Origin of the sequence: Marivirga salinae, assembly GCF_030503855.1 — a bacterium.
Taxonomy (GTDB): domain Bacteria; phylum Bacteroidota; class Bacteroidia; order Cytophagales; family Cyclobacteriaceae; genus Marivirga; species Marivirga salinarum.
The window spans coordinates 2,712,609-2,732,382 of record NZ_CP129971.1; the positions used below are offsets into that span (position 1 = coordinate 2,712,609).

General features: G+C 34.3%; 15 protein-coding genes. 11 read left to right on the forward strand and 4 right to left on the reverse strand.

Annotation, left to right across the window (positions count from 1 at the left end; all coding sequences use genetic code 11):
• Nucleotides 1-124: 124 nt before the first annotated feature.
• The 9 genes from QYS49_RS11420 to QYS49_RS11460 all read left to right on the forward strand — a co-directional run bounded on the left by QYS49_RS11420 (nucleotide 125) and on the right by QYS49_RS11460 (nucleotide 13,780).
• Entirely contained in the window at nucleotides 125-3,217 is a 3,093-nt protein-coding gene (locus QYS49_RS11420) for a SusC/RagA family TonB-linked outer membrane protein (RefSeq protein WP_308347367.1), read from the forward strand.
• 11 nt (nucleotides 3,218-3,228) lie between these two features.
• Nucleotides 3,229-4,728, forward strand: coding sequence for a RagB/SusD family nutrient uptake outer membrane protein (locus QYS49_RS11425; RefSeq protein ID WP_308347368.1), 1,500 nt, complete (start codon nucleotides 3,229-3,231; stop codon nucleotides 4,726-4,728).
• 21 nt (nucleotides 4,729-4,749) lie between these two features.
• On the forward strand, nucleotides 4,750-6,852 hold the full coding sequence (locus QYS49_RS11430; protein WP_308347369.1) for a PKD domain-containing protein: 2,103 nt from the start codon (nucleotides 4,750-4,752) through the stop codon (nucleotides 6,850-6,852).
• An 89-nt stretch (nucleotides 6,853-6,941) separates the two neighbouring features.
• The gene (locus QYS49_RS11435; RefSeq protein ID WP_308347370.1) at nucleotides 6,942-8,036 is read left to right on the forward strand and encodes a family 16 glycosylhydrolase; all 1,095 of its coding nucleotides are present in this window, start codon (nucleotides 6,942-6,944) and stop codon (nucleotides 8,034-8,036) included.
• A gap of 41 nt (nucleotides 8,037-8,077) precedes the next feature.
• On the forward strand, nucleotides 8,078-10,366 hold the full coding sequence (bglX, locus tag QYS49_RS11440) for a beta-glucosidase BglX (RefSeq protein ID WP_308347371.1): 2,289 nt from the start codon (nucleotides 8,078-8,080) through the stop codon (nucleotides 10,364-10,366).
• Nucleotides 10,363-11,163: a glycoside hydrolase family 16 protein gene (locus QYS49_RS11445; RefSeq protein WP_308347372.1), complete on the forward strand. Its 801-nt coding sequence runs from the start codon at nucleotides 10,363-10,365 to the stop codon at nucleotides 11,161-11,163. Before bglX ends, QYS49_RS11445 begins: the two co-directional genes overlap by 4 nt.
• 114 nt (nucleotides 11,164-11,277) lie before the next feature.
• Nucleotides 11,278-12,690, forward strand: coding sequence for a sugar porter family MFS transporter (locus tag QYS49_RS11450; protein WP_308347373.1), 1,413 nt, complete (start codon nucleotides 11,278-11,280; stop codon nucleotides 12,688-12,690).
• 272 nt (nucleotides 12,691-12,962) lie between these two features.
• On the forward strand, nucleotides 12,963-13,163 hold the full coding sequence (locus QYS49_RS11455) for a hypothetical protein (protein WP_308347374.1): 201 nt from the start codon (nucleotides 12,963-12,965) through the stop codon (nucleotides 13,161-13,163).
• 59 nt (nucleotides 13,164-13,222) lie between these two features.
• On the forward strand, nucleotides 13,223-13,780 hold the full coding sequence (locus tag QYS49_RS11460; RefSeq protein ID WP_308347375.1) for a 1-acyl-sn-glycerol-3-phosphate acyltransferase: 558 nt from the start codon (nucleotides 13,223-13,225) through the stop codon (nucleotides 13,778-13,780).
• 3 nt (nucleotides 13,781-13,783) lie between these two features.
• On the opposite strand, the gene msrB is transcribed toward QYS49_RS11460, so the two are convergent.
• Both msrB and QYS49_RS11470 read right to left on the reverse strand, forming a co-directional pair.
• Nucleotides 13,784-14,296, reverse strand: a complete 513-nt coding sequence (msrB, locus tag QYS49_RS11465) for a peptide-methionine (R)-S-oxide reductase MsrB (protein WP_308347377.1) — start codon at nucleotides 14,294-14,296, stop codon at nucleotides 13,784-13,786.
• Nucleotides 14,297-14,365: 69 nt separating this feature from the next.
• Nucleotides 14,366-14,977 carry a flavin reductase family protein gene (locus tag QYS49_RS11470; RefSeq protein WP_308347379.1) on the reverse strand — a complete coding sequence of 204 codons (612 nt, stop codon included), beginning with the start codon at nucleotides 14,975-14,977 and terminating at the stop codon, nucleotides 14,366-14,368.
• Between the two features lie 112 nt (nucleotides 14,978-15,089).
• Between QYS49_RS11470 and QYS49_RS11475 the strand changes: the two genes are divergently transcribed.
• Together QYS49_RS11475 and QYS49_RS11480 are read left to right on the forward strand one after the other, a co-directional pair.
• Nucleotides 15,090-15,986: an ATP-binding cassette domain-containing protein gene (locus QYS49_RS11475; RefSeq protein ID WP_308347381.1), complete on the forward strand. Its 897-nt coding sequence runs from the start codon at nucleotides 15,090-15,092 to the stop codon at nucleotides 15,984-15,986.
• Complete coding sequence (locus QYS49_RS11480) at nucleotides 15,983-17,548, forward strand: ABC transporter permease/substrate-binding protein (protein ID WP_308347383.1); 1,566 nt, start codon at nucleotides 15,983-15,985, stop codon at nucleotides 17,546-17,548. The genes QYS49_RS11475 and QYS49_RS11480 overlap by 4 nt, the downstream gene beginning before the upstream one ends.
• Before the next feature lie 30 nt (nucleotides 17,549-17,578).
• Here the strand turns inward: QYS49_RS11480 and QYS49_RS11485 are convergent, their stop codons facing one another.
• The gene (locus tag QYS49_RS11485) at nucleotides 17,579-18,793 is read right to left on the reverse strand and encodes a LamG-like jellyroll fold domain-containing protein (RefSeq protein WP_308347385.1); all 1,215 of its coding nucleotides are present in this window, start codon (nucleotides 18,791-18,793) and stop codon (nucleotides 17,579-17,581) included.
• 67 nt (nucleotides 18,794-18,860) lie between these two features.
• Nucleotides 18,861-19,718 carry a universal stress protein gene (locus QYS49_RS11490; RefSeq protein ID WP_308347387.1) on the reverse strand — a complete coding sequence of 286 codons (858 nt, stop codon included), beginning with the start codon at nucleotides 19,716-19,718 and terminating at the stop codon, nucleotides 18,861-18,863.
• Nucleotides 19,719-19,774 lie beyond the last annotated feature (56 nt).

Sequence of the window (19,774 nt, forward strand, 5' to 3'; positions counted from 1 at the left end):
ATAAGGTGTTGATGTATTTATGATGTATGCTTAGAATTTGTATATTTTTTTAAATAATGGTCATTTGGATTATGCTTTTGTTAAGGAAGCGGTAAAAAAAATAATTGAATAATAACTAATGACTATGAAGCACATTTTAACCTTATTTTTATTAGTCCTATACAGTTTTATTAGTATAGCACAGGACAGAACAGTATCCGGTACGGTTACTGATGAAAATGATCAGCCTTTACCAGGGGTAAACATTATGATAATGGGTACAGCAGATGGTACAATTACTGACGTTGATGGGAATTTTAAATTAAGCGTTAATCAAGACGCTGTTTTAAGATTTAGTTTTATTGGATACAATCCAGAAGAAGTACAAGTTAATGGGAGATCAGTAATTGATATTCAAATGGTGCCAAATTTCGAAGCTTTAAGTGAGATTGTGGTTGTTGGTTACGGAAGTACTACCAAAAAGGAATTGACAGGTGCAACCGCTCAAGTTGATGGTGATAAAATCGAAGAGAGAAATGTACCTAGAGTTGATCAGGCATTACAAGGTCAGTTAGCTGGTGTTAATGTATCTACCAATTCTGGTGCACCTGGAGGCTCCTCTAACATTAATATTAGAGGGATTTCAACTAATGGAAATAATTCACCATTAATTATTGTAGATGGTATTATTTACGAATCGGATGGTTTGAATGCCTTAAATCCAAACGATATAGAGTCCATTAATGTTTTAAAAGATGGTACAGCAGGAATTTATGGTGTAAGGGCTGCCAATGGTGTAGTTATTATTGAAACGAAAAAAGGGAAAAAGAATACGAAACCTTCTTTAAATTTTAGTGGATACTATGGTGTTCAAAGAACAGCAAAGAAATTAGATTTATTGAATGCAACGGAATACGCTACACTTAAAAATGAAGCCTTCGTAGCTGGTAACCAGACACCTCCTTTCAACAATACTAATTTGGGCGAGGGAACCGATTGGCAAGATTTAGTTTTTCAAGATGCTCCTATTCAGAACTATAATTTAAGTGTGAGCGGGGGTACTGAGAAAACCACTTATAATATCGGTGGTTCTTATTTCGGTCAGGAAGGAATAGTGGGAGGTGATAAAGCCTTCTTTGAGCGTTATAATGCTAGAGTAAATTTCACTACCGAAATACTCCCTAAATTGAAATTGACTAATGTTTTATTATACACAAATGAATTTAGTAAAAGTATTCCTCAAGGGGGAATTGGTTCAGTTTTGTATAATGCCACAAATGCTTATCCAACAGAACCATTAAGAACAGATGGAAGATATTCTTATTTGAATAATGTGGCAGATATCATCAATCCTATAGCTCAATTAGAAAATACACATAACGAAACCATGGTAAATAAACTTGTTGGAAAACAAGAACTTACTTATGATATAACTGAAAACTTATCGGCTAATGCTAGAATTGCCTATACTTACGCTTTAGTAGACTCGAAAGTCTTTAATCCGTTAGTATGGTATGGAGCTGGTAAAAGTCAAAACAGCGCATTAAATGCCGATTTAGATCCTACTACCACCACAATAGGTGATCCAGTAGGTGGGATTATTGTGGAGCGAGGTGCAAATGTTTACGAGGAAAGAACTTCTTATCTAGACTATCTTTTTGAAGGCTTTGTTAATTATAAGACAACAATTGGAGATCTTCATAATATTAAATCAACAGCTGGTTTATCATTGAACGAAACTTCTTTCCAGTCTCTATCCGGAACAGCATTTAATATTCCTAACAACGCTGTGAATCTTGCTGATATTTCCACTAACCAAGCAGTAGGAGGTTATTTGAATCAAGTTAATTCAGATCAAAATGTTGATAGGTTAAACTCATTTTTCTTAAGGGGTGAGTATGATTATGCTAAAAGATATTTGTTCTCAGGTATTATTAGACGAGATGGTTCAACCAGATTTGGTGCTAATAATAGATTTGGTTATTTCGGTTCACTTTCTGGAGCATGGGTTTTATCTGATGAAAGCTTCTTTAATGTAGATGCCATCGAATTTGCTAAATTAAGATTAAGTCATGGCTGGTCAGGAAACGATAGAATTGATTCTTATGTGTATAGGGCAAATTTAGGTGGTGAAGCTCAATATGTTTTTGACAATACAATTGTTAATGGAGTAGCAATTGGCATAGCACCTAATCCAAGTTTGCAATGGGAATCTACTCAGCAAACAAATATTGGTTTAGATTTATCTCTTTTCAAAAGCCTAGATATTGGAGCTAACTATTTCATTAAAACCACAGACAATCTTTTAATTCAAGCGCAGGCTTCAGCAATTTTAGGAACTTATGGAGCTGGAAGTTTTCCTCCATTTGTAAATGCTGGAACTGTCCAAAACAAAGGTGTTGAGCTGGATTTCAATTATGAATTGAGACCTTCAGACGACTTCAGCTTGAATATAAATTACAATTTCACATATCTTCAAAATGAAGTGACTAGTCTTCCTGCGGGAACTGATTTCATTCCAGGGGTAGGATTTAGTGTTGGTGGTAATACTGCTACAAGATTTGAAGCAGGTTATCCTGTCGGTTATTTCATCGGTTTAGAGACAGATGGTATATGGCAAACGGAAGAAGAAATTGCTTCTAGCTCCGTTGTTCAGCCTGATGCTCAGCCTGGAGATTTGAGATATGTTGACCAAAATGGTGATGGAGTGATTAGTTTTGGTGATGATACAGATAGAACAATCATTGGTTCTCCTAATCCTGATTTCATTATGGGGTTAAATTTGAACGCTAAGTATAAGGGATTTGATCTGACTGCAAATATTACCTCATTAATTGGAAATGAAATCATAAGAAATTATGAAAGACAGCAACCTTATGCTAATCAATTAGCTTATAACATCAACAGATGGACTGGTGAAGGATCTACAAATGAGTATCCAAGATTAACTACTGGAGCAACAAGAAATACTGAGTTTTCAGATTTTTACGTGGAAGATGGCTCATTTGCTAGAGTGAGAAATATTCAAATTGGGTACAATTTACCAAAGAGTATATGTGAAAATATGAATATGACTAGTATGCGTATTTACATTGGATCTATTAATCCTTTCACACTGACAAAGTATATGGGATATGACCCGGACATTAGCTCTACAAATCCTTTAGCAAGAGGTGTTGATTATGGTCAATATCCTCAAGCAAAATCATTGATGGGTGGTTTTAATATTAAATTTTAAATAACGATACCATGAGATTATATAATAAAATATTTACTTTTTTTATACTGCTATCTGGCGGTGTAATCTTGAATTCTTGCGATGATAGGCTTGAATTGGATCCCTTGTATGCACAAGATGCTGATTCTTATTTTAATACACAGGAAGATTATCAGCGTGCATTAATTGGAGCATATGATTTGATGCAAACTTCATACTTAAATCTTTGGATAGGTGAAATTGCATCTGATAATGCTATTGCAGGCGGTGAAAGTGTTAATGATACTCAAGGATTACATGAGATTGAATCTATGAATCATAATGCTGTAAATAGTGAACTAAGAAGTGTTTTTCAGTTTAACTATGCAGGAATAACAAGGACAAATTATTTATTTATCAATCAAGATAATATTGATTTTCCTGGTAAAGAAGTTCTATTTGGTGAAGCACATTTCCTTAGAGCTTATTATTACTTTCAGTTGGTGAAGTATTTTGGAGATGTTCCTTTAATTATCGATAAATTCTTAGGAGCAGATGAAGTTAATTCAATTGGTAGAACACCAGCTCAAGAAGTTTATGCACAAATTGAATCTGATTTATTACAGGCTGCTGAAAGTTTAGAATGGACAGTTGAAGTTGAAGGGAAGGTTACCAAAGGTGCAGCTTTAGGTCTATTAGGTAGAGTATATTTATATCAAGATAAATTTGAAGAGGCTTCCGAAGTATTAGATCAAATAATCATGGAAGGACCATATAGTTTGATTGAATCCACTACAAGCGAAGAATATGCAGATTTATTCAGTGTAAATCAAGAGGGTAATTCTGAATCAGTTTTTGAAATTCAATACTCTGGTCAAGAGGGTGGTGCCTATGGTTGTTTAGTTTGCTTAGAGGGGTTTGCAGCAGTAGGGTTTCAAGGTATTAGACAGTATGAAGGCCCTGAATATGGAGATGGTAATAGCTACAATCTTCCTACACAGGATTTATATGATGCCTATGCTGTGGGTGATATAAGAAGAGACGGATCAGTTTTAAATTTAGATGCGTTTATAGATGCTCAGCCAAATTCTGCTGATATTTCTTATGCAATTGGTGGCGGTGGTCATACTGGCTTTTATAATAATAAGTATATCAAAAGACTAGATGAATTAGGATTGCCAGATAACGATTTGACTAGTCCAGTTAATTACCGATTAATCAGACTTGCAGATGTTTATTTAATGGCTGCTGAAGCATTTAACAGAAAAGCGAGTCCAAATGATGCAAAAGCATTGGGGTATCTTAATGATGTGAGAGAGAGAGTAGGTATGCCTGCTTTGAGTTTATCAGGAGGTCAATTAACTGAAGCGATTTGGAATGAGAGAAGATTGGAGCTTTCAGGAGAAGGTTTTAGATTCTGGGATTTAGTGAGAACTGGAAGAGCTTCTGACGAAATAGAAGGTTTTACACCTGATAAAAATGAATTATTCCCAATTCCTCAAATAGAGATTGATCTTGCAGGTGGAAATTGGACTCAGAATCCTAATTATTAATCAAGATTTAATTAAACAATTATGAGAAAATATATTTTCAATTTATTCATACTCTCATTACTAATAGGTTTTACTTCCTGTAATGAGGAGTTTGTGCTTGAAGAAGCACCTGCACCAGCAGAAGCGAATTTTGAAGTAAACCCATCTTCAAAGGGCGAAAATTACGTTGTATTATCAAATCCATCTGATGGATTTATAAAAAAATGGGATTTTGGAAATGGAGCAAGCGCAGAAGGAAGTGAAGTAGAAGCTTATTTCCCTTTTGAAGGAGAATATGAAGTTACGCTCACAGTTTATTCAAAAGGAGGTTCTGTAAGTTCATCTGAAACAATCTCAATAGCTAATACTGACCCAACGATATGTAATGTTGAATTTTTAGAATTACTGACTGGAGGTTGTGATCAAACAGAGGGTAAAACTTGGGTGATTGATGCTGAACGTTCTGGTCATTTTGGAGTAGGACCTCCTAATGCTGCTGGACCGGATTATTATGCTGCTGGAGCGAATGAAAAAGCTGGTGGTGGTTTATATAATGATGAGTATACATTTATTTTAAATAATTACCAATACATTCAAGAAACAAACGGTGATGTTTATTTAAACCCAGCACAAGAAGGGAATTTTCCGGGTGCATTTGAACCAGAGGTTGGTGATAGAACAGCACCTTATGAAGCACCAGAAAACATTAACTATTCTATTTCTGAAGATGAAGAAGGTAATCCTGTAATTAGCTTTAATAACAATGGATTCATAGGGTATAATACTGGCGTAAATACTTATACTATTCTATCTATTTCTGAAAATGAAATGTTTATTCGTTTCAATGATGCTTCCACACCTGACTTATCATGGTTTCACAGATTAATTAGAAAAGGGTATGCACCTATTGCAGCAAGTTTTACGGTAGAAACCACTGAACTTACAGCTACATTCACAAATACTTCCTTAAATGCTGAAACTTATTTATGGGAATTTGGTGATGGTGCTACGAGTGCTGAAGAAAACCCTTCACATACTTATGCAGAGGAAGGTACTTATGAGGTAACCTTAACTGCAACTGGTCCAGGACAGTCAGCAACAGTAACCCAGGAAGTCTCTGTTTCAGCTGCACCTAAAGTATTGCCTTTTACTTTTGAAGAAAACAATACTCAATTTGGTACTTTTGGCGGAACAGTTTTTAATGTAGTAGACAATCCTGATCCATCTGGAGTAAATACTTCTTCTCGTGTTGGAGAATTCCAAAAAGGAACTGAATTTTCTTTTGCTGGATTAGCTATATTATTAGATGAACCAGTTGATTTTTCTGAAAATACTACTTTATCAATGAAAATTTGGTCTCCAGTAGCTACTAATGCTATTTTAAAAATGGAGGTAGCAGGTGATCCAAATACATTTACTGAACAGAATGTTAATATCCCTGTAGCAAATGAATGGGTTGAATTAACTTTTGATTTCTCAGGAGCTCAAAATAATCTGCAAAATCTTGTAATATTTGCTGATACGGATAATAATAATGGTGGTACTTTCTATATAGATGATATAGGCTTTGCAACTGAATCAGCTAATGAAATTACTTTAGATTTATTAACTGGAGAAGATCAAAAGGCTTGGAAATTAAAAGAAGGCCCTGGCGCTTTTGGTGTAGGTCCAGAAAAAGGTAGCGATGCATATTTCCCTAATGGAGCAGATATTTCTGGCGATAGACCATGTTTGTTTAATGATGAGTTCATTTTCAAAACAGGTGGGCAATATGAATATAATGCCAATGGTGATATTTATGCTGAAACATATATGGGAATAGATGAAGGTTGTACAGATGATACAGCACTTGACGGAACAGATGCTGAAGCATGGGGACCCGGTAAACATTCGTTTTCATTAACTCCAGCTACTGAAACTGAGCCTGCTTTCATTACAGTTAGAGGTACTGGTGCATTTATCGCTTTACCAAAAGCCTATAATGGAGGAGAATATACAGCTGCACCGCCTAATATGGATGCGGCTGTTACTTATGAAGTATTTGATTATACTAAGGATGCCTCAGGTGAGACTTTATCAATTGGAATTGATGTTGCTGGGGACGGATCAGTATGGTGGAATTTTGTTTTAGTTCCTGCAAATTAATTTGAGGATGAAGTGGATGGTAACTTACCATCCACTTCACCTTCTTTTAATTATTAAAATGAATTTTTCAATAGCCTTAGTATCATAATATGATTTTCAGATTCCAAATGTTATTGCTTTCCTTGTTCTTTTTATCATGTGAGAGCACAGAACCGGATTTAGTTGCATTAACCCCAAGTAATCTAACTATTAATGTAAGTGTAGATGAAAGTATCACTAGTAAAGTTACAGTGGATGCATCTGCTGAGAATGCAAATTACTATGAGTTTTCATTTGGAGATGGAACTGAAAAACTTAGAGATGATAGTGGTGAAATAACCTATACCTATCAGGAAGAAGGGAATTATACTATAGAGGTATTTGCGCATACTACCGCAGATGTATTTATTTCGGCTACTGAATCTGTTGAAATCATTATTGAACAGAATTCTGGAATTGATGATGAAGGTTTTGAATCTCCTTTGGAGTACGAGGGCTATAATTTAGTATGGCAAGATGAATTTGAAGCTGATCAACTTTCTGACGACTATACATTTGAAATCGGAAAAGGCAGCAGCGGATGGGGAAATAATGAATCTCAATATTATAGAGAAGAAAATACTCGCTTAGAAGAGGGGTATTTAGTTATTCAAGCCAAAAAAGAAAATTTTGAAGGACAAGAATATACATCCTCCAGAATTATTACCGAAGGTAAAAAGGAATTTAAGTATGGTCGATTTGATATTCGTGCCAGAATGCCATACGGACAAGGAATTTGGCCTGCAATATGGATGTTAGGATCGAATTTTAGACAAGTCGGCTGGCCACAATGTGGTGAAATTGATATTATGGAAATGATAGGGGGGCAAGGAAGAGAAAGTATTGTTCACGGTACCGTTCACTGGCAAAGCGATAATGGTTATGCTAATTTTGGTCATAGTAAACAATTATCTGGTGTGACACTGGCGGATCAATTTCATGTGTTTTCTATTATTTGGGATGAGAATTCAATTACATGGTTAATTGATAACCAAGCTTATGGTTCAATTGATACCACGCCATCGCATTTAGATGAATTTAGGGAGGAATTTTTCTTTATTTTTAATGTAGCCGTAGGAGGTAACTGGCCAGGCTATCCTGATGGGAATACTGAATTCCCACAAGAAATGTGGATTGACTATGTAAGAGTCTTTCAGCAACCATAACTTATTTCAATTTGCCTACAACCATAAAACTTTAAATAACCATGACTAAAATACTCTTGAAATTATTAGGGCTTAGTTTTGCAATTGCAACTCTATGGTCTTGTTCGAATCCTAATGAGAACAGAAGCTCGAATAATCAAATTAATGATAAAGTAGATTCTGTCCTTGCTTTAATGAGGCTAGAGGAAAAAATTGGTCAATTAAATCAATATAGTCTAGGGAGTGAATTTACAGGTCCTGGCAATAAAAAAGGTCAAGATAGCATTCGTTACCAGCAATTAATTTCCGGTCAAGTGGGTTCTGTCTTAAATCTCTTAGGTGCTGAAGATACGCGTAAGATGCAGAAATTGGTTGTTGAAAACACCCGTTTAGGTATCCCTTTGCTATTTGCATACGATGTCATTCATGGTTATCAAACCATGTTTCCAGTTCCATTAGCTGAAAGTGCTTCATGGAATTTAGATTTGATGCAAAAAACAGCTCAAGCAGCAGCAGCAGAAGCAGCTGCCTCAGGTCTGCATTGGACTTTTGCACCAATGATTGATGTAACCGTTGATGCCCGCTGGGGAAGAGTAATGGAAGGTGCAGGTGAAGATCCTTATTTACAATCTGAAATAGCAAAAGCTAGAATCAATGGCTTTCAAGGTGAGGATTTAGCGCATAATAAAACAATAGCAGCCACTGCTAAACACTTTGCAGGTTATGGTTATGCAGAAAGTGGGAAAGATTATAATTCTGTGAATGTTAATCAATATATTCTCCATAATCATATTCTTCCACCATTTAAAGCTGCATCTGAAGTTAATGTTGCAAGCTTTATGAATGCTTTTAATGATATTAATGCAGTTCCTGCCACTGCAAACCAATATTTATTGCAGGATATCCTTAGAGAAAAGTGGAGTTATGATGGCGTTGTAGTTTCAGATTGGAATTCGATTGGGGAATTAGTTAATCATGCCGTTAGTCCTGATTTAAAAGATGCAGCCAAAAAAGCAATTACAGCAGGAAGTGAAATTGATATGGAAGGAACAGCTTATGTTCAATATTTATCTCAACTAGTAAAAGATGGGGAAATTGAAGAATCAGTAATAGATAATGCTGTAAAGCATGTTCTAAAACTAAAATTCCAATTAGGTCTTTTTGATGATCCTTATAAATACTCTGATGTAGAAAGAGAAAAAGAAATTGTAGGAAACTCACAACATCACGCTTTAGCTGAAGAAATTGCAAAAGAATCAATAGTGCTGTTGAAGAATGAGGATCATTTACTGCCATTAAAAAGCTTTAAAAATATTGCGGTTATTGGACCATTGGCTAAAGATAAAGATACGCCTTTAGGAAACTGGAGAGCCCAAGCAATACAAAATTCAGCAGTTTCATTGTACGAAGGTTTAGAAAATGCATTGCCTCAATCTACTAAATTGACATACGCTGAAGGAGTAAAATTGTCGATCGGTCCAAATAATTTTTTCCAAGAGCAAGTGATCAATCAGGATGATCGTTCAGGTTTTGAAGAAGCAAAAAGGACAGCAAAAAATGCAGATATAGTGATTATGGCCTTAGGAGAAACAGCTTATATGTCAGGAGAGGGAAGAAGCCGAGCAGATATTGACTTACCAGGTTTACAAAAGGAACTGTTAAAAGAAATTCATGCGATCAATCCTAATATTGTATTAGTATTAATGAACGGAAGACCTTTAGAATTAAGGTGGGAAGATGAAAATATTCCTGCTATTGTAGAAACCTGGCATTTAGGACAAAGAGCAGGTACTGCTATAGCTGAAACGCTTCTAGGTGATAATAATCCATCTGGTAAGTTAACGATGAGCTTTCCTCGCCATCTTGGTCAATTACCAATTTACTATAATCATAAAGTTACAGGAAGACCTTCAACCGCACCAGGCCAAGTATTTTACAGCCACTATACAGATGTTGGTAATTCTCCACTTTATCCATTTGGATATGGTTTAAGCTATTCAACATTTGAATATGGAGAAATTGAATTGTCAAAAAACACGCTTAAAGAGGAAGAAAATATCACGGTTTCAATCAATGTAAAAAACACAAGTGACAGAGATGGACAAGAAGTGGTACAACTTTATATTCAAGATTTAGTGGCGGAAGAGACTCCAATGATAAAATCATTGAAAGCATTTCAAAAAGTGCAGATTAAAGCAGGGGAATCAGTTAAGGTAGAGTTTTCTATAAATAAAGACATGCTATCTTATTACAAATCTAATGGGGATTTATCATTAGAGAAAGGTGCTTTTAGAGTATTTATTGGTGAAAATGCATCAGTTGAAAATTACAAGGAATTTGAATTGAAATGAGAAATTTATATTTAATAAGTCTTTTAATATTGTTTAGCCAGTGTAATCCAAAAGATGATTATTTGATTTGGTCTGATGAGTTTGATGGAAGCGGATTACCTGATTCTAAAAATTGGAATATTAAAGAAGGCAACGGCTGTCCTGAATTATGTGGATTTGGGAATAACGAAAAACAGTTTTATACCAAAAATTCTAACAATCTTCGGTTAGAAGATGGTAAGCTCATAATCAATGCAATAAAAGATGAGGGAAAAGGATATACATCTGCTAAACTAACTACTGAAAATAAACAGGATTGGAAATATGGATACATAGAAGTTAGAGCTAAATTATCTAAAGGAAAAGGTTCATGGCCAGCTATTTGGATGCTTCCTACTTTGGAAGGGAATTTAGAATGGCCAAGAGATGGTGAAATTGATATAATGGAGTATGTTGGATATAATCCTGGAACTGTTTATGGAACAATACACACTGAAAGTTATAATCATGTAAAAGGGACAGAAAAATCAGATTCTATTAAAGTAGAAGATGCACATGAAAATTTTCATATCTATGCTATTCATTGGACTGATCAGAAAATCGAATGGATAGTAGATGGCATTCCTTATCATGCAGTTTATAAAAATGGAGATGGAAAAGATGGTTGGCCTTTTGATAATAAATTTCATTTAATCTTAAATCTTGCAATTGGTGGAAATTGGGGAGGAAAGTATGGAATTGATGATGAAAGTTTTCCGCAAGAATTTGTGATAGATTATGTAAGAGTTTATTCTCAAAAGCCAGATTTATCTAAATAAATTATTGGTAAGAAAACTAAAATATTGACCACCTATAAAATTTACTGTTAAATGATGTTTCAACATCAATTTTTTTTGGTAATATAGCTTTTCACTTAAAACTACTATTGAAAAATGTCAAAAAAGGGACTTTTAATATTGATAGCTGCAGTTGCTGCCCTCGGTGGATTATTATTTGGTTATGATACTGGAGTAATCAACGGTGCACAATTCTATTTTAGTAAATATTTCGAATTGGATGCCGCCATGAAAGGTTGGGTAGTAGGCAGTGCTTTACTTGGGTGTTTAGTTGGAGCTTTGTCTGCAGGTTATATTACGACAAAAATTGGAAGAAAAGCTGCTCTAATTATTTCAGCTTCTTTATTTACGGTGTCTGCTTTTGGTTCTGGTTTACCTGAATTTATGCAACAATCCGTTACTTTACTTGTTATTTTTAGAATAATCGGTGGATTAGGAATAGGTTTGGCTTCAATGGCTGCTCCAACTTATATAGCTGAAATTTCACCTAAAGACAAAAGAGGTATTCTTGTTTCATTTTATCAGTTAGCAGTAGTAACTGGTTTTTTTGTGGTGTTTTTAGCTACCTATTTTATTGGTGAAGGAAATACGCCTGAGCAAAATATAGAATCGGGATGGCGATGGATGTTCTGGTCAGAATTGATTCCTTGTTCAATTTTCTTAATTCTAACTTTTTTCATTCCTAGAAGTCCAAGATGGCTTGTTATGTCTGGTAGAGAAGAAGAAGCTTTGAAGGTTCTTAATACCTTGCATGAAAAGGAAGAAGCTCAAAAAGAAATTGATGAAATTAAATTTTCGCTCAATAAAGAACGTAAAACACAATTGAAAGGTGCTTCAGTATTACAAAAATCAGTAATCCCGATCATTGTGATAGGATCTGTATTATCCTTGTTACAACAATTTACAGGAATAAATGCAGTACTATACTATGGTGGTGATATTTTTGAAAAAGCATTAGGATTCACACAGGAAGATGTATTAGCACAACAGATTTTACTAGGTGCTGTGAACTTTGTGTTTACATTCTTAGCCATGTTTACAGTTGATAAATTAGGTAGAAAACCATTGATCTACATTGGAGCATTTGGAATGATATTAGGGTTTCTTTTCTTAGGTGGTTCATTATATTTCGAAGCTGTTGGCCTAATTTCATTAATCGGTATCTTGTTATTTATTGGGGCATTTGCTATGAGTATGGGACCTGTTACCTGGGTTTTATTGTCTGAAATGTTTCCTAATAAAATTCGAAGTGCAGCCATGTCTATTGCAGTAGCAATCCAGTGGGCCGGAAATTATTTGGTATCTCAATCTTTCCCAATGATAGTCGAGAGTGATGCTAATGCAAGAGGGACTGGCTTTTGGAACGGATCTTTGCCTTATGTTATTTTTATAGCCTTCATTATCTTTTTAATCTTCTTTACTAAGAAGTATATCATTGAAACTAAAGGTAAAAGCTTGGAGCAACTTGAAGGTATTTGGGCTGAAAAATATGGTAAAATAGAGTCGTAATTTTTTTCATAATTAGTTTGTTTAAGCCTGAAATTAATTTTTCAGGCTTTTTTTTTATAATTAAAAATTAATTATTCCAATAAATGCTGTTTACTATCTTATTAGGTTTAAACGCAATATTCTATTTTAAATTGATTTAAATGTATAAATAATGATGACCACTTTAATTTTTGTTTTTTGTACTTTACAAATAGACTTACTTTATTTGAATTAACGCACCAACCTTTTCATATTTATTGGTGTCACTAATGGTGAGACCCTAAAAATATAATATGAGAAGATTTTTCACCACATTTTTTTTACTAGCTGGAGTAGCTTTTAGCTTGGTAATAAGTGATAGTTTTTTTAAGAATCAAAAACAGCAATACTCTGCTAAAAATACTAACAGAGAACTGGATAAATCCATTGATTTGACGGAAGCAGATGTTTATGATTCCAAAAGAAATACTGTTCGTGTTAGCCTAACTAATTAATTTCAATTATTTTATTAATAAGAATCTTGCCTGAGTATATTTGTATATAATTCAAAGGCATGTTTTATTACTTATCAAAAATGATACTTTGGCTAGGAGGCTGGAAAGTATCAGCAAAAATTCCGGAAAATACTAGAAAAGCAGTAATGATTGCTGCTCCTCATACTTCCAATTGGGATTTAGTTTGGGCAAGAGCTGCATTCTTTATTCTGAAAATTCCGGTTCGATTCACTGTTAAAAAAGAACTATTGAAAGGTCCATTAAAATGGATTTTGAATGGACTAGGTGCAATAGGAATTGACAGAACTCATAAAAAAGGTAAAAAACAATCCATGACGGAAGCCATGATTCAACTTTTTGATGAAAGGGAAGAGTTAGTAATTTTAATCACTCCTGAAGGAACCCGAAGTTATCAACCAGAATGGAAATCTGGTTTTTATCGCATTGCGGAAGGAGCAGGAGTTCCTATTCTTTGCGGCTATTTAGATTATGAGAATAAAATAGCTGGGATTGGCCCAAGTTTTGAGGCAAAAGGAGATATGATTGAAAACATTGAGAAAATCAAAGACTTTTATAGACCAATTAAAGGTAAATATCCTGAAAAGGGTGTTCTGTAATAACTACTTCTCTTTAAAATCCAAAGCAGCTGAATTCAAGCAATATCTTAATCCTGTTGGTTTTGGGCCATCTTCAAAAACATGCCCTATATGACCTCCGCAACTAGCACAAACCACTTCAGTACGAACCATTCCAAGTGACCGATCCTCTACTTCTAATACATTTTCATTGTTTAAAGGCTTGTAAAAACTTGGCCAGCCAGTTCCGCTTTCGTATTTAGTCTCTGAGCTAAATAATTCAGTTTTACATCCGTTACAAACATAAATACCTTCCTTTTTAAAATCGTTGTATTTTCCTGTAAAAGCACGCTCAGTTCCTTCTTCTCTTAAGACCTTATATTCTAAAGGACTTAAAACCTCTTTCCATTCAGCTTCTGTTTTCTGAACTTCAAAAGTATGGTCTTTTAAACTTTTTTTATTTTCGGAACTACTGCTTTGTTGTGCACATGATTGAAAGCTAAATACAAATATCAATCCTAATATGCCTGTAAATTTCCCTATTTTATTCCCCTTCATATTTGTAGTTTTTGATATATCGTTGCTTGTTATACTGTTTTAAACCAAATAGGTTTTGTGCTTTTTGAATTATGGTTTTGCATATTCAAGCTTCTTTAATTTTACTGGCCTTAAATATTCATACAATCCTGAAATCGTAACAGTTCCCGCTTCAGAAAGATCTACGGAACCATCTGCCGAAATGAGTTTTTCATCTAAAAAAGCATGAATTACTTTACCTACAACCAATATGGTGTCATTTGCTTTAATTAAATGTTCTTCCTCAAATTGTAGTCCCAATTTTATTTTTGACTCTTTAACAAATGGCGCGCTGAATTCATTTAAATATTCTTCCTTAAAGCCACATGCCTGAAATTCAGATACGTTCCTTTCATACTTTGCGGATGTTTGATGTGCCTTTCCTATGAAACTTTCATGAACGTGATTTAATGTATAATACCCAGTTTCTTTTAAGTTTTCATAGGTATGTCTTTCAACTGTAGTAGGTCTTAAAATAAATCCTAAATAGGGTGGATTTGCACCTATATGAACCACAGAGTTGAATATAGCTAAATTCGTATTTCCAGATTTATTCACAGTTCCAATTAAATTGGCACTTTTAAAACCTGATATTGTATTGAAAAGATTCGCTCTATAACGGCTATCCATTTTTTCTATTGATTCTAGGTCAATGTGAGTCATGTCTGTTTTATTGATTGAGTTAAAGACTTTTTTCTAACTTTTTTGTTTGTCTTAACTGAAAATATAGATGTATTTCTTTCTTGATATGTATTTCGGCCGTAAATTGTTATTTATGATCTCTTTCCAAAATATTGAAAAGTCATTTGACCAGCAGCTTGTCCTTAAAAAGATTAATCTAGAAATACAGGAGGGAGAATTGATGGTGCTTTTGGGAGCAAGTGGAAGTGGTAAAACAACTATGCTCCGGATGATCAATGGGTTGGAAAGACCTAATTCAGGCTCAATTGAGATTTCAAATAGGAATATAGATCAGCATAATTTGCTTGATTTAAGAAAAGAAATCGGTTATGTAATTCAGAAAGTTGGATTGTTTCCCCATTATTCTGTTTATGATAATGTCGCCACAATTTTAAGGTTGAAAGGTGAATCTGAAGAATCAATTCAACAAAAAGTTCATCATTGGTTGGATAAAATTGGAATGTCAGCATCTTTATATTCTCATAAATTTCCATCTGAATTAAGTGGGGGAGAAGCACAAAGAATTGGTTTGGCTAGGGCATTGGTAGCACAACCTAAAATGATTTTGTTGGATGAACCTTTTAGTGCTTTAGATCCAATTTCAAGAGTGAAAATCCGTAATGAGTTTAGAAAGATTCAAAGAGAAGAGCGTTTGACTGCAGTCATGGTTACACATGATGTTTTAGAAGCGGTTAGTATGGCTGATCGGATTTGTTTACTTGCCAATGGGGAAATTCAGCAAGTAGGAACAGCACAGGAAATTATTTTTTATCCCAAAAATGAATTAGTTAAGAAATTTGTGAAAGGTGATCAGTTTCAAGCTTCTTTAGCTTCTGTTTCTTTAAATGAAATCCAAAAATATAGTAAGGAGCTATCTATTCCTAAAGAGAATGTTGGTAATTCAGTCTTAGATTTTCTACAAAATTCAGATAGCAAATTTCATTCAAAAGTATTGGATGCATTCTATAAATGGAAGGAGGCTAAAACATGAGTTCGTTTTACGATTTCCTAATCAAAAATAAAGCTGAGGTTTTCAAACAATTGATCGAGCATATTGAGCTCACCTTAGTTTCTTTATGTATTGCGGTTTTGCTAGGAGTTACCATTGGTATTTTGATTGCTATTTACCAAAAAACGACTAAAACGGTTCTTTCCGTAGTTAATGTCATACAGACTGTACCTAGTTTAGCGCTTTTAGGCTTCTTGCTGCCTTTCTTTGGTATTGGAGTAGTTCCGGCAATCATAGCGCTTTTCCTTTACGCATTGCTCCCTATAGTGCGAAATACCTATACGGGAATTACAGAAGTAGATCCTGCCGTAAAAGAATCAGCCATTGCAATGGGAATGAAACGCTCACAAGTTTTATTTAAGGGGGAGTTGCCATTGGCATTGCCATATATTATGGCAGGGATCAGGACTGCTTCCGTCATAAATGTTGGGGTTGCTACATTAAGTGCTTTTATAGCAGCAGGTGGATTGGGTAAATTCATCTTACAAGGAATTCAGCTAAACAATACCAATATGATTTTGGCTGGAGCAATTCCTGCTTCTTTATTAGCGCTGTTTTTTGATGCTATTTTAGGTCGTGTACAAAAAAGTAGTTTAAAAATAATTCGCTGGTTCTCCATTGTTTTATTTGGCGGAATGCTTGTTTACTTAATGGTTTCAGGATTTCAAAAACTCAATTCTTCAAATGTTAAAAATGAATTGATAGGTGGATTTCCCTCTGAGTTTATCTATAGAGAAGATGGCTTGAAAGGATTATTCAAAACTTATGATTTTGAAATGGATTATGTGGAAATGGAAATTGGATTATTGTATCAAGCATTAGCTAATAAGGAAGTAGATGTAATTAGTGGCTTTTCTACTGATGGAAGGATTAAAGCTTTTAATTTAAAAACCTTGAAAGATAATCGTAATTATTTCCCACCTTATCAAGCAGCACCGGTTGCTAGGGCGACTATTTTGAAACAATATCCTGAAATAAGTGAAAGCTTATCAAAGCTTGAAAATCAAATCAGTAATTCAGAAATGACTGAAATGAACTATAAGGTGGATGAAGGTAAAATGCAACCTGATGAGGTAGCTCATGGATTTCTTCAATCAAAGGGTTTGCTAAACAAGAATAAAAATAAAAAGGGTAATGCTGGTACCATTAAAATTGGTAGTAAAGCATTTACGGAGAATTACATTTTAGCGCATTTATTTAAGATGGTCATAGAGGAAAATACTCACTTGAATATTGAAATGAAATTAGGTTTTGGTGGTACTAAGCTTTTGATGGATGCCATGAAAAACGATGAAATTGATATCTATCCTGAATATACAGGAACTGCTTTACTATTATTGTTGGAAACCAATGAAAAGGAAAGAGATGATTTGTTTTCTAATCCTGATAAAGTCTATGATTTCGTTAACAAGGAATCTGAAAAGCAATTCAATTTTGAATGGTTACCAGCTTTAGGATTTAATAATACCTTTGCGATTTTGACGCGAAAAGAGCAGGCGGAAGAGTTGGGTTTAAATAGTATTGAGGATTTAGCAGATCATTAAATTTTTATTTTATCTTTTTGTTTAGTTCTCTTAATATATAATTCTAAGCCAGCCCTTATAATTAGTGCCACAATCATTTGTAATTATCCAATAATATGCTGCTGATGGTAAATTACCTCCGTCCCATTCATTATTATAGTTTGCAGATTCATATACCTTTTTTCCATGTCTTTGAAATATTTTTAAGGTTGAGCCCAAAAGTCGGGAATCAACAACAAAGTAATCATTATAACCATCTTGGTTTGGAGTAATTACATTTGGAATAGTTAAATCCCTGATTTCTGGTAATACTAACTTAATTGTATCTCGCTTTATTCCACATGAATTTTCAACTTCTACCCAATAAGTGCCAGTTTTAGTAACTTCAAAAGTTGGATTTGTTGAGCCATCTTGCCACTTATAATTAAAGCCAGACCCTGAGGCATCCAATATTATAGAAGTTTCATTACAGATAGTCTGATCCTCTCCCAAATTAATTTGGGGTGGGATACATCCATATATTAAACATGCTCTCTCATCTTTTGAGAGTGCTGTTTTATATATTTTAACATCATCAATTATCCCATTAAAAAAAGTGGTTCCTTTCTGATCATATCCCAGCTTGTCCGTTGAACCAAAGACTAAGGGGATGTTGGTATTGACATTCATATTTGCAGGAATAGCTTCGGTGGCTATGAGAACATTATCTACAAATAGTGAAATGCTGTCATCATTCTTTATTCCCATCAAATGATACCATACGTTTTCTTTAAATCCTAAGCCTTTTACATTATAAAGATCATCATTTTGTCCACCAACCATAAAGTAAAAGTGATTTTGACCATTCAATTTCCTTGCATCAAGTCCATATCCTGATCTTCTTGGTGAACCAAAAATTGTGCCCCCTTTATTTACCATCCATCCGCCTCTGCTGCTAGTGCCATCTATTAAACCTTTAAATTCAAAAACATTTACCCAACAGGATATTGTGAAATCTGAGTCTCCTAAATCAAAATGGTCTCCAATATGGATGTAGTCATCAATCCCATCAAATAAATAGGCTGAATTCCGATTGCCGTTTATGTCATTAGTAGGAATAGCACCATTAATTTCTCCATTGAAACCACTGCCAAGAACTTCAACTCCATTATTATCTAATGGGTAATGAGCAATTAATTCTTCTTCAATATTGGAATCTGAGCATTCATTTTGCCCATAGACTATAGTTAATAATAGTGTAAAAATTAATGTAAAAAGGATCCTCATGAAAACGTAATGATTAAAACAGCTAAGATATTCAATTTTTTATAATTGACCCTAACATACGCTTTTATTAATCAGTCTCAATCACCTTCTTTTTGGAAGCAGAAAGCGCTAAAAGTGGCACCTTAGTATGGAAGATTAAGGATTTACTTTCACTTTTACCAAATAGGCTTTCAAACAAACCTTTCTTTCTTGGAAGTACGACCAAAAGATCAATTTTATTTTTCTCAGCAAATTCATCTATTCCTTCTTCTACATTTTTATTCACCATAAAATGGTATTGATGTGGTAATCCTTTTAAATGCAATTCCAAGTTTTTGGCTTCTTCTGATTTTTCCTTGTCCAGCATCGGCTCAGTACTCACATGAATCAAATGAATTTCGGATGCATAAGCTTGTCGAATGTCTTTTACTGGGCTTAACAGATCTGCCATTATTCCTTTATAATCACTTGATAATGCAATGCTCTTGATGTCTTCATATTTGGCATCTTCAGGAATTACTAAAACGGGAGCTAGTTCAGCTTTAATTACTCTATGGGCATTTGTCCCTAAAATTACTTCATCCACTCCACTGGCTCCTTTGGTCCCCATAATGATCAAATCAACATTATTTTCTAAGCAATATTCTTCCACTGCATCTTTTACATAATTCTCTGTTTTAACGGTTTCGTATTCAAAATCCTTTATAAGCGGGACTTTTTCCTCTATTTTGTCAAATTCTGAATTGATGTATTTTTTAATATCATCTTCACTTTCTCCAATATCATATGCAATATTGTAGTCAGCATAGGCTAAAGGAACAGTATAAGCATTCAAAATGGTGATTTCGGCTTTAGGGTTAATTCTCTTTGCAAACTTTAAGGCATATTCCAAGGCATTTAATGCACAATCGGAAAAATCGGTCGGAACTAATATGTGGTTAATCATGGCTCTAATTTTTAATAGTTCAAAAATTCAATAATCAGCTTACTTGCTAATTTTTT

Excerpts from the sequence above, each read along its gene's own strand:
- QYS49_RS11420 (WP_308347367.1), top strand. The coding sequence starts at position 125 with ATGAAGCACATTTTAACCTTATTTTTATTAGTCCTATACAGTTTTATT.
- QYS49_RS11425 (WP_308347368.1), top strand. The coding sequence starts at position 3,229 with ATGAGATTATATAATAAAATATTTACTTTTTTTATACTGCTATCTGGC.
- QYS49_RS11430 (WP_308347369.1), top strand. The coding sequence starts at position 4,750 with ATGAGAAAATATATTTTCAATTTATTCATACTCTCATTACTAATAGGT.
- QYS49_RS11435 (WP_308347370.1), top strand. The coding sequence starts at position 6,942 with ATGATTTTCAGATTCCAAATGTTATTGCTTTCCTTGTTCTTTTTATCA.
- bglX (WP_308347371.1), top strand. The coding sequence starts at position 8,078 with ATGACTAAAATACTCTTGAAATTATTAGGGCTTAGTTTTGCAATTGCA.
- QYS49_RS11445 (WP_308347372.1), top strand. The coding sequence starts at position 10,363 with ATGAGAAATTTATATTTAATAAGTCTTTTAATATTGTTTAGCCAGTGT.
- QYS49_RS11450 (WP_308347373.1), top strand. The coding sequence starts at position 11,278 with ATGTCAAAAAAGGGACTTTTAATATTGATAGCTGCAGTTGCTGCCCTC.
- QYS49_RS11455 (WP_308347374.1), top strand. The coding sequence starts at position 12,963 with ATGAGAAGATTTTTCACCACATTTTTTTTACTAGCTGGAGTAGCTTTT.
- QYS49_RS11460 (WP_308347375.1), top strand. The coding sequence starts at position 13,223 with ATGTTTTATTACTTATCAAAAATGATACTTTGGCTAGGAGGCTGGAAA.
- msrB (WP_308347377.1), bottom strand. The coding sequence starts at position 14,296 with ATGAAGGGGAATAAAATAGGGAAATTTACAGGCATATTAGGATTGATA.
- QYS49_RS11470 (WP_308347379.1), bottom strand. The coding sequence starts at position 14,977 with ATGACTCACATTGACCTAGAATCAATAGAAAAAATGGATAGCCGTTAT.
- QYS49_RS11475 (WP_308347381.1), top strand. The coding sequence starts at position 15,090 with ATGATCTCTTTCCAAAATATTGAAAAGTCATTTGACCAGCAGCTTGTC.
- QYS49_RS11480 (WP_308347383.1), top strand. The coding sequence starts at position 15,983 with ATGAGTTCGTTTTACGATTTCCTAATCAAAAATAAAGCTGAGGTTTTC.
- QYS49_RS11485 (WP_308347385.1), bottom strand. The coding sequence starts at position 18,793 with ATGAGGATCCTTTTTACATTAATTTTTACACTATTATTAACTATAGTC.
- QYS49_RS11490 (WP_308347387.1), bottom strand. The coding sequence starts at position 19,718 with ATGATTAACCACATATTAGTTCCGACCGATTTTTCCGATTGTGCATTA.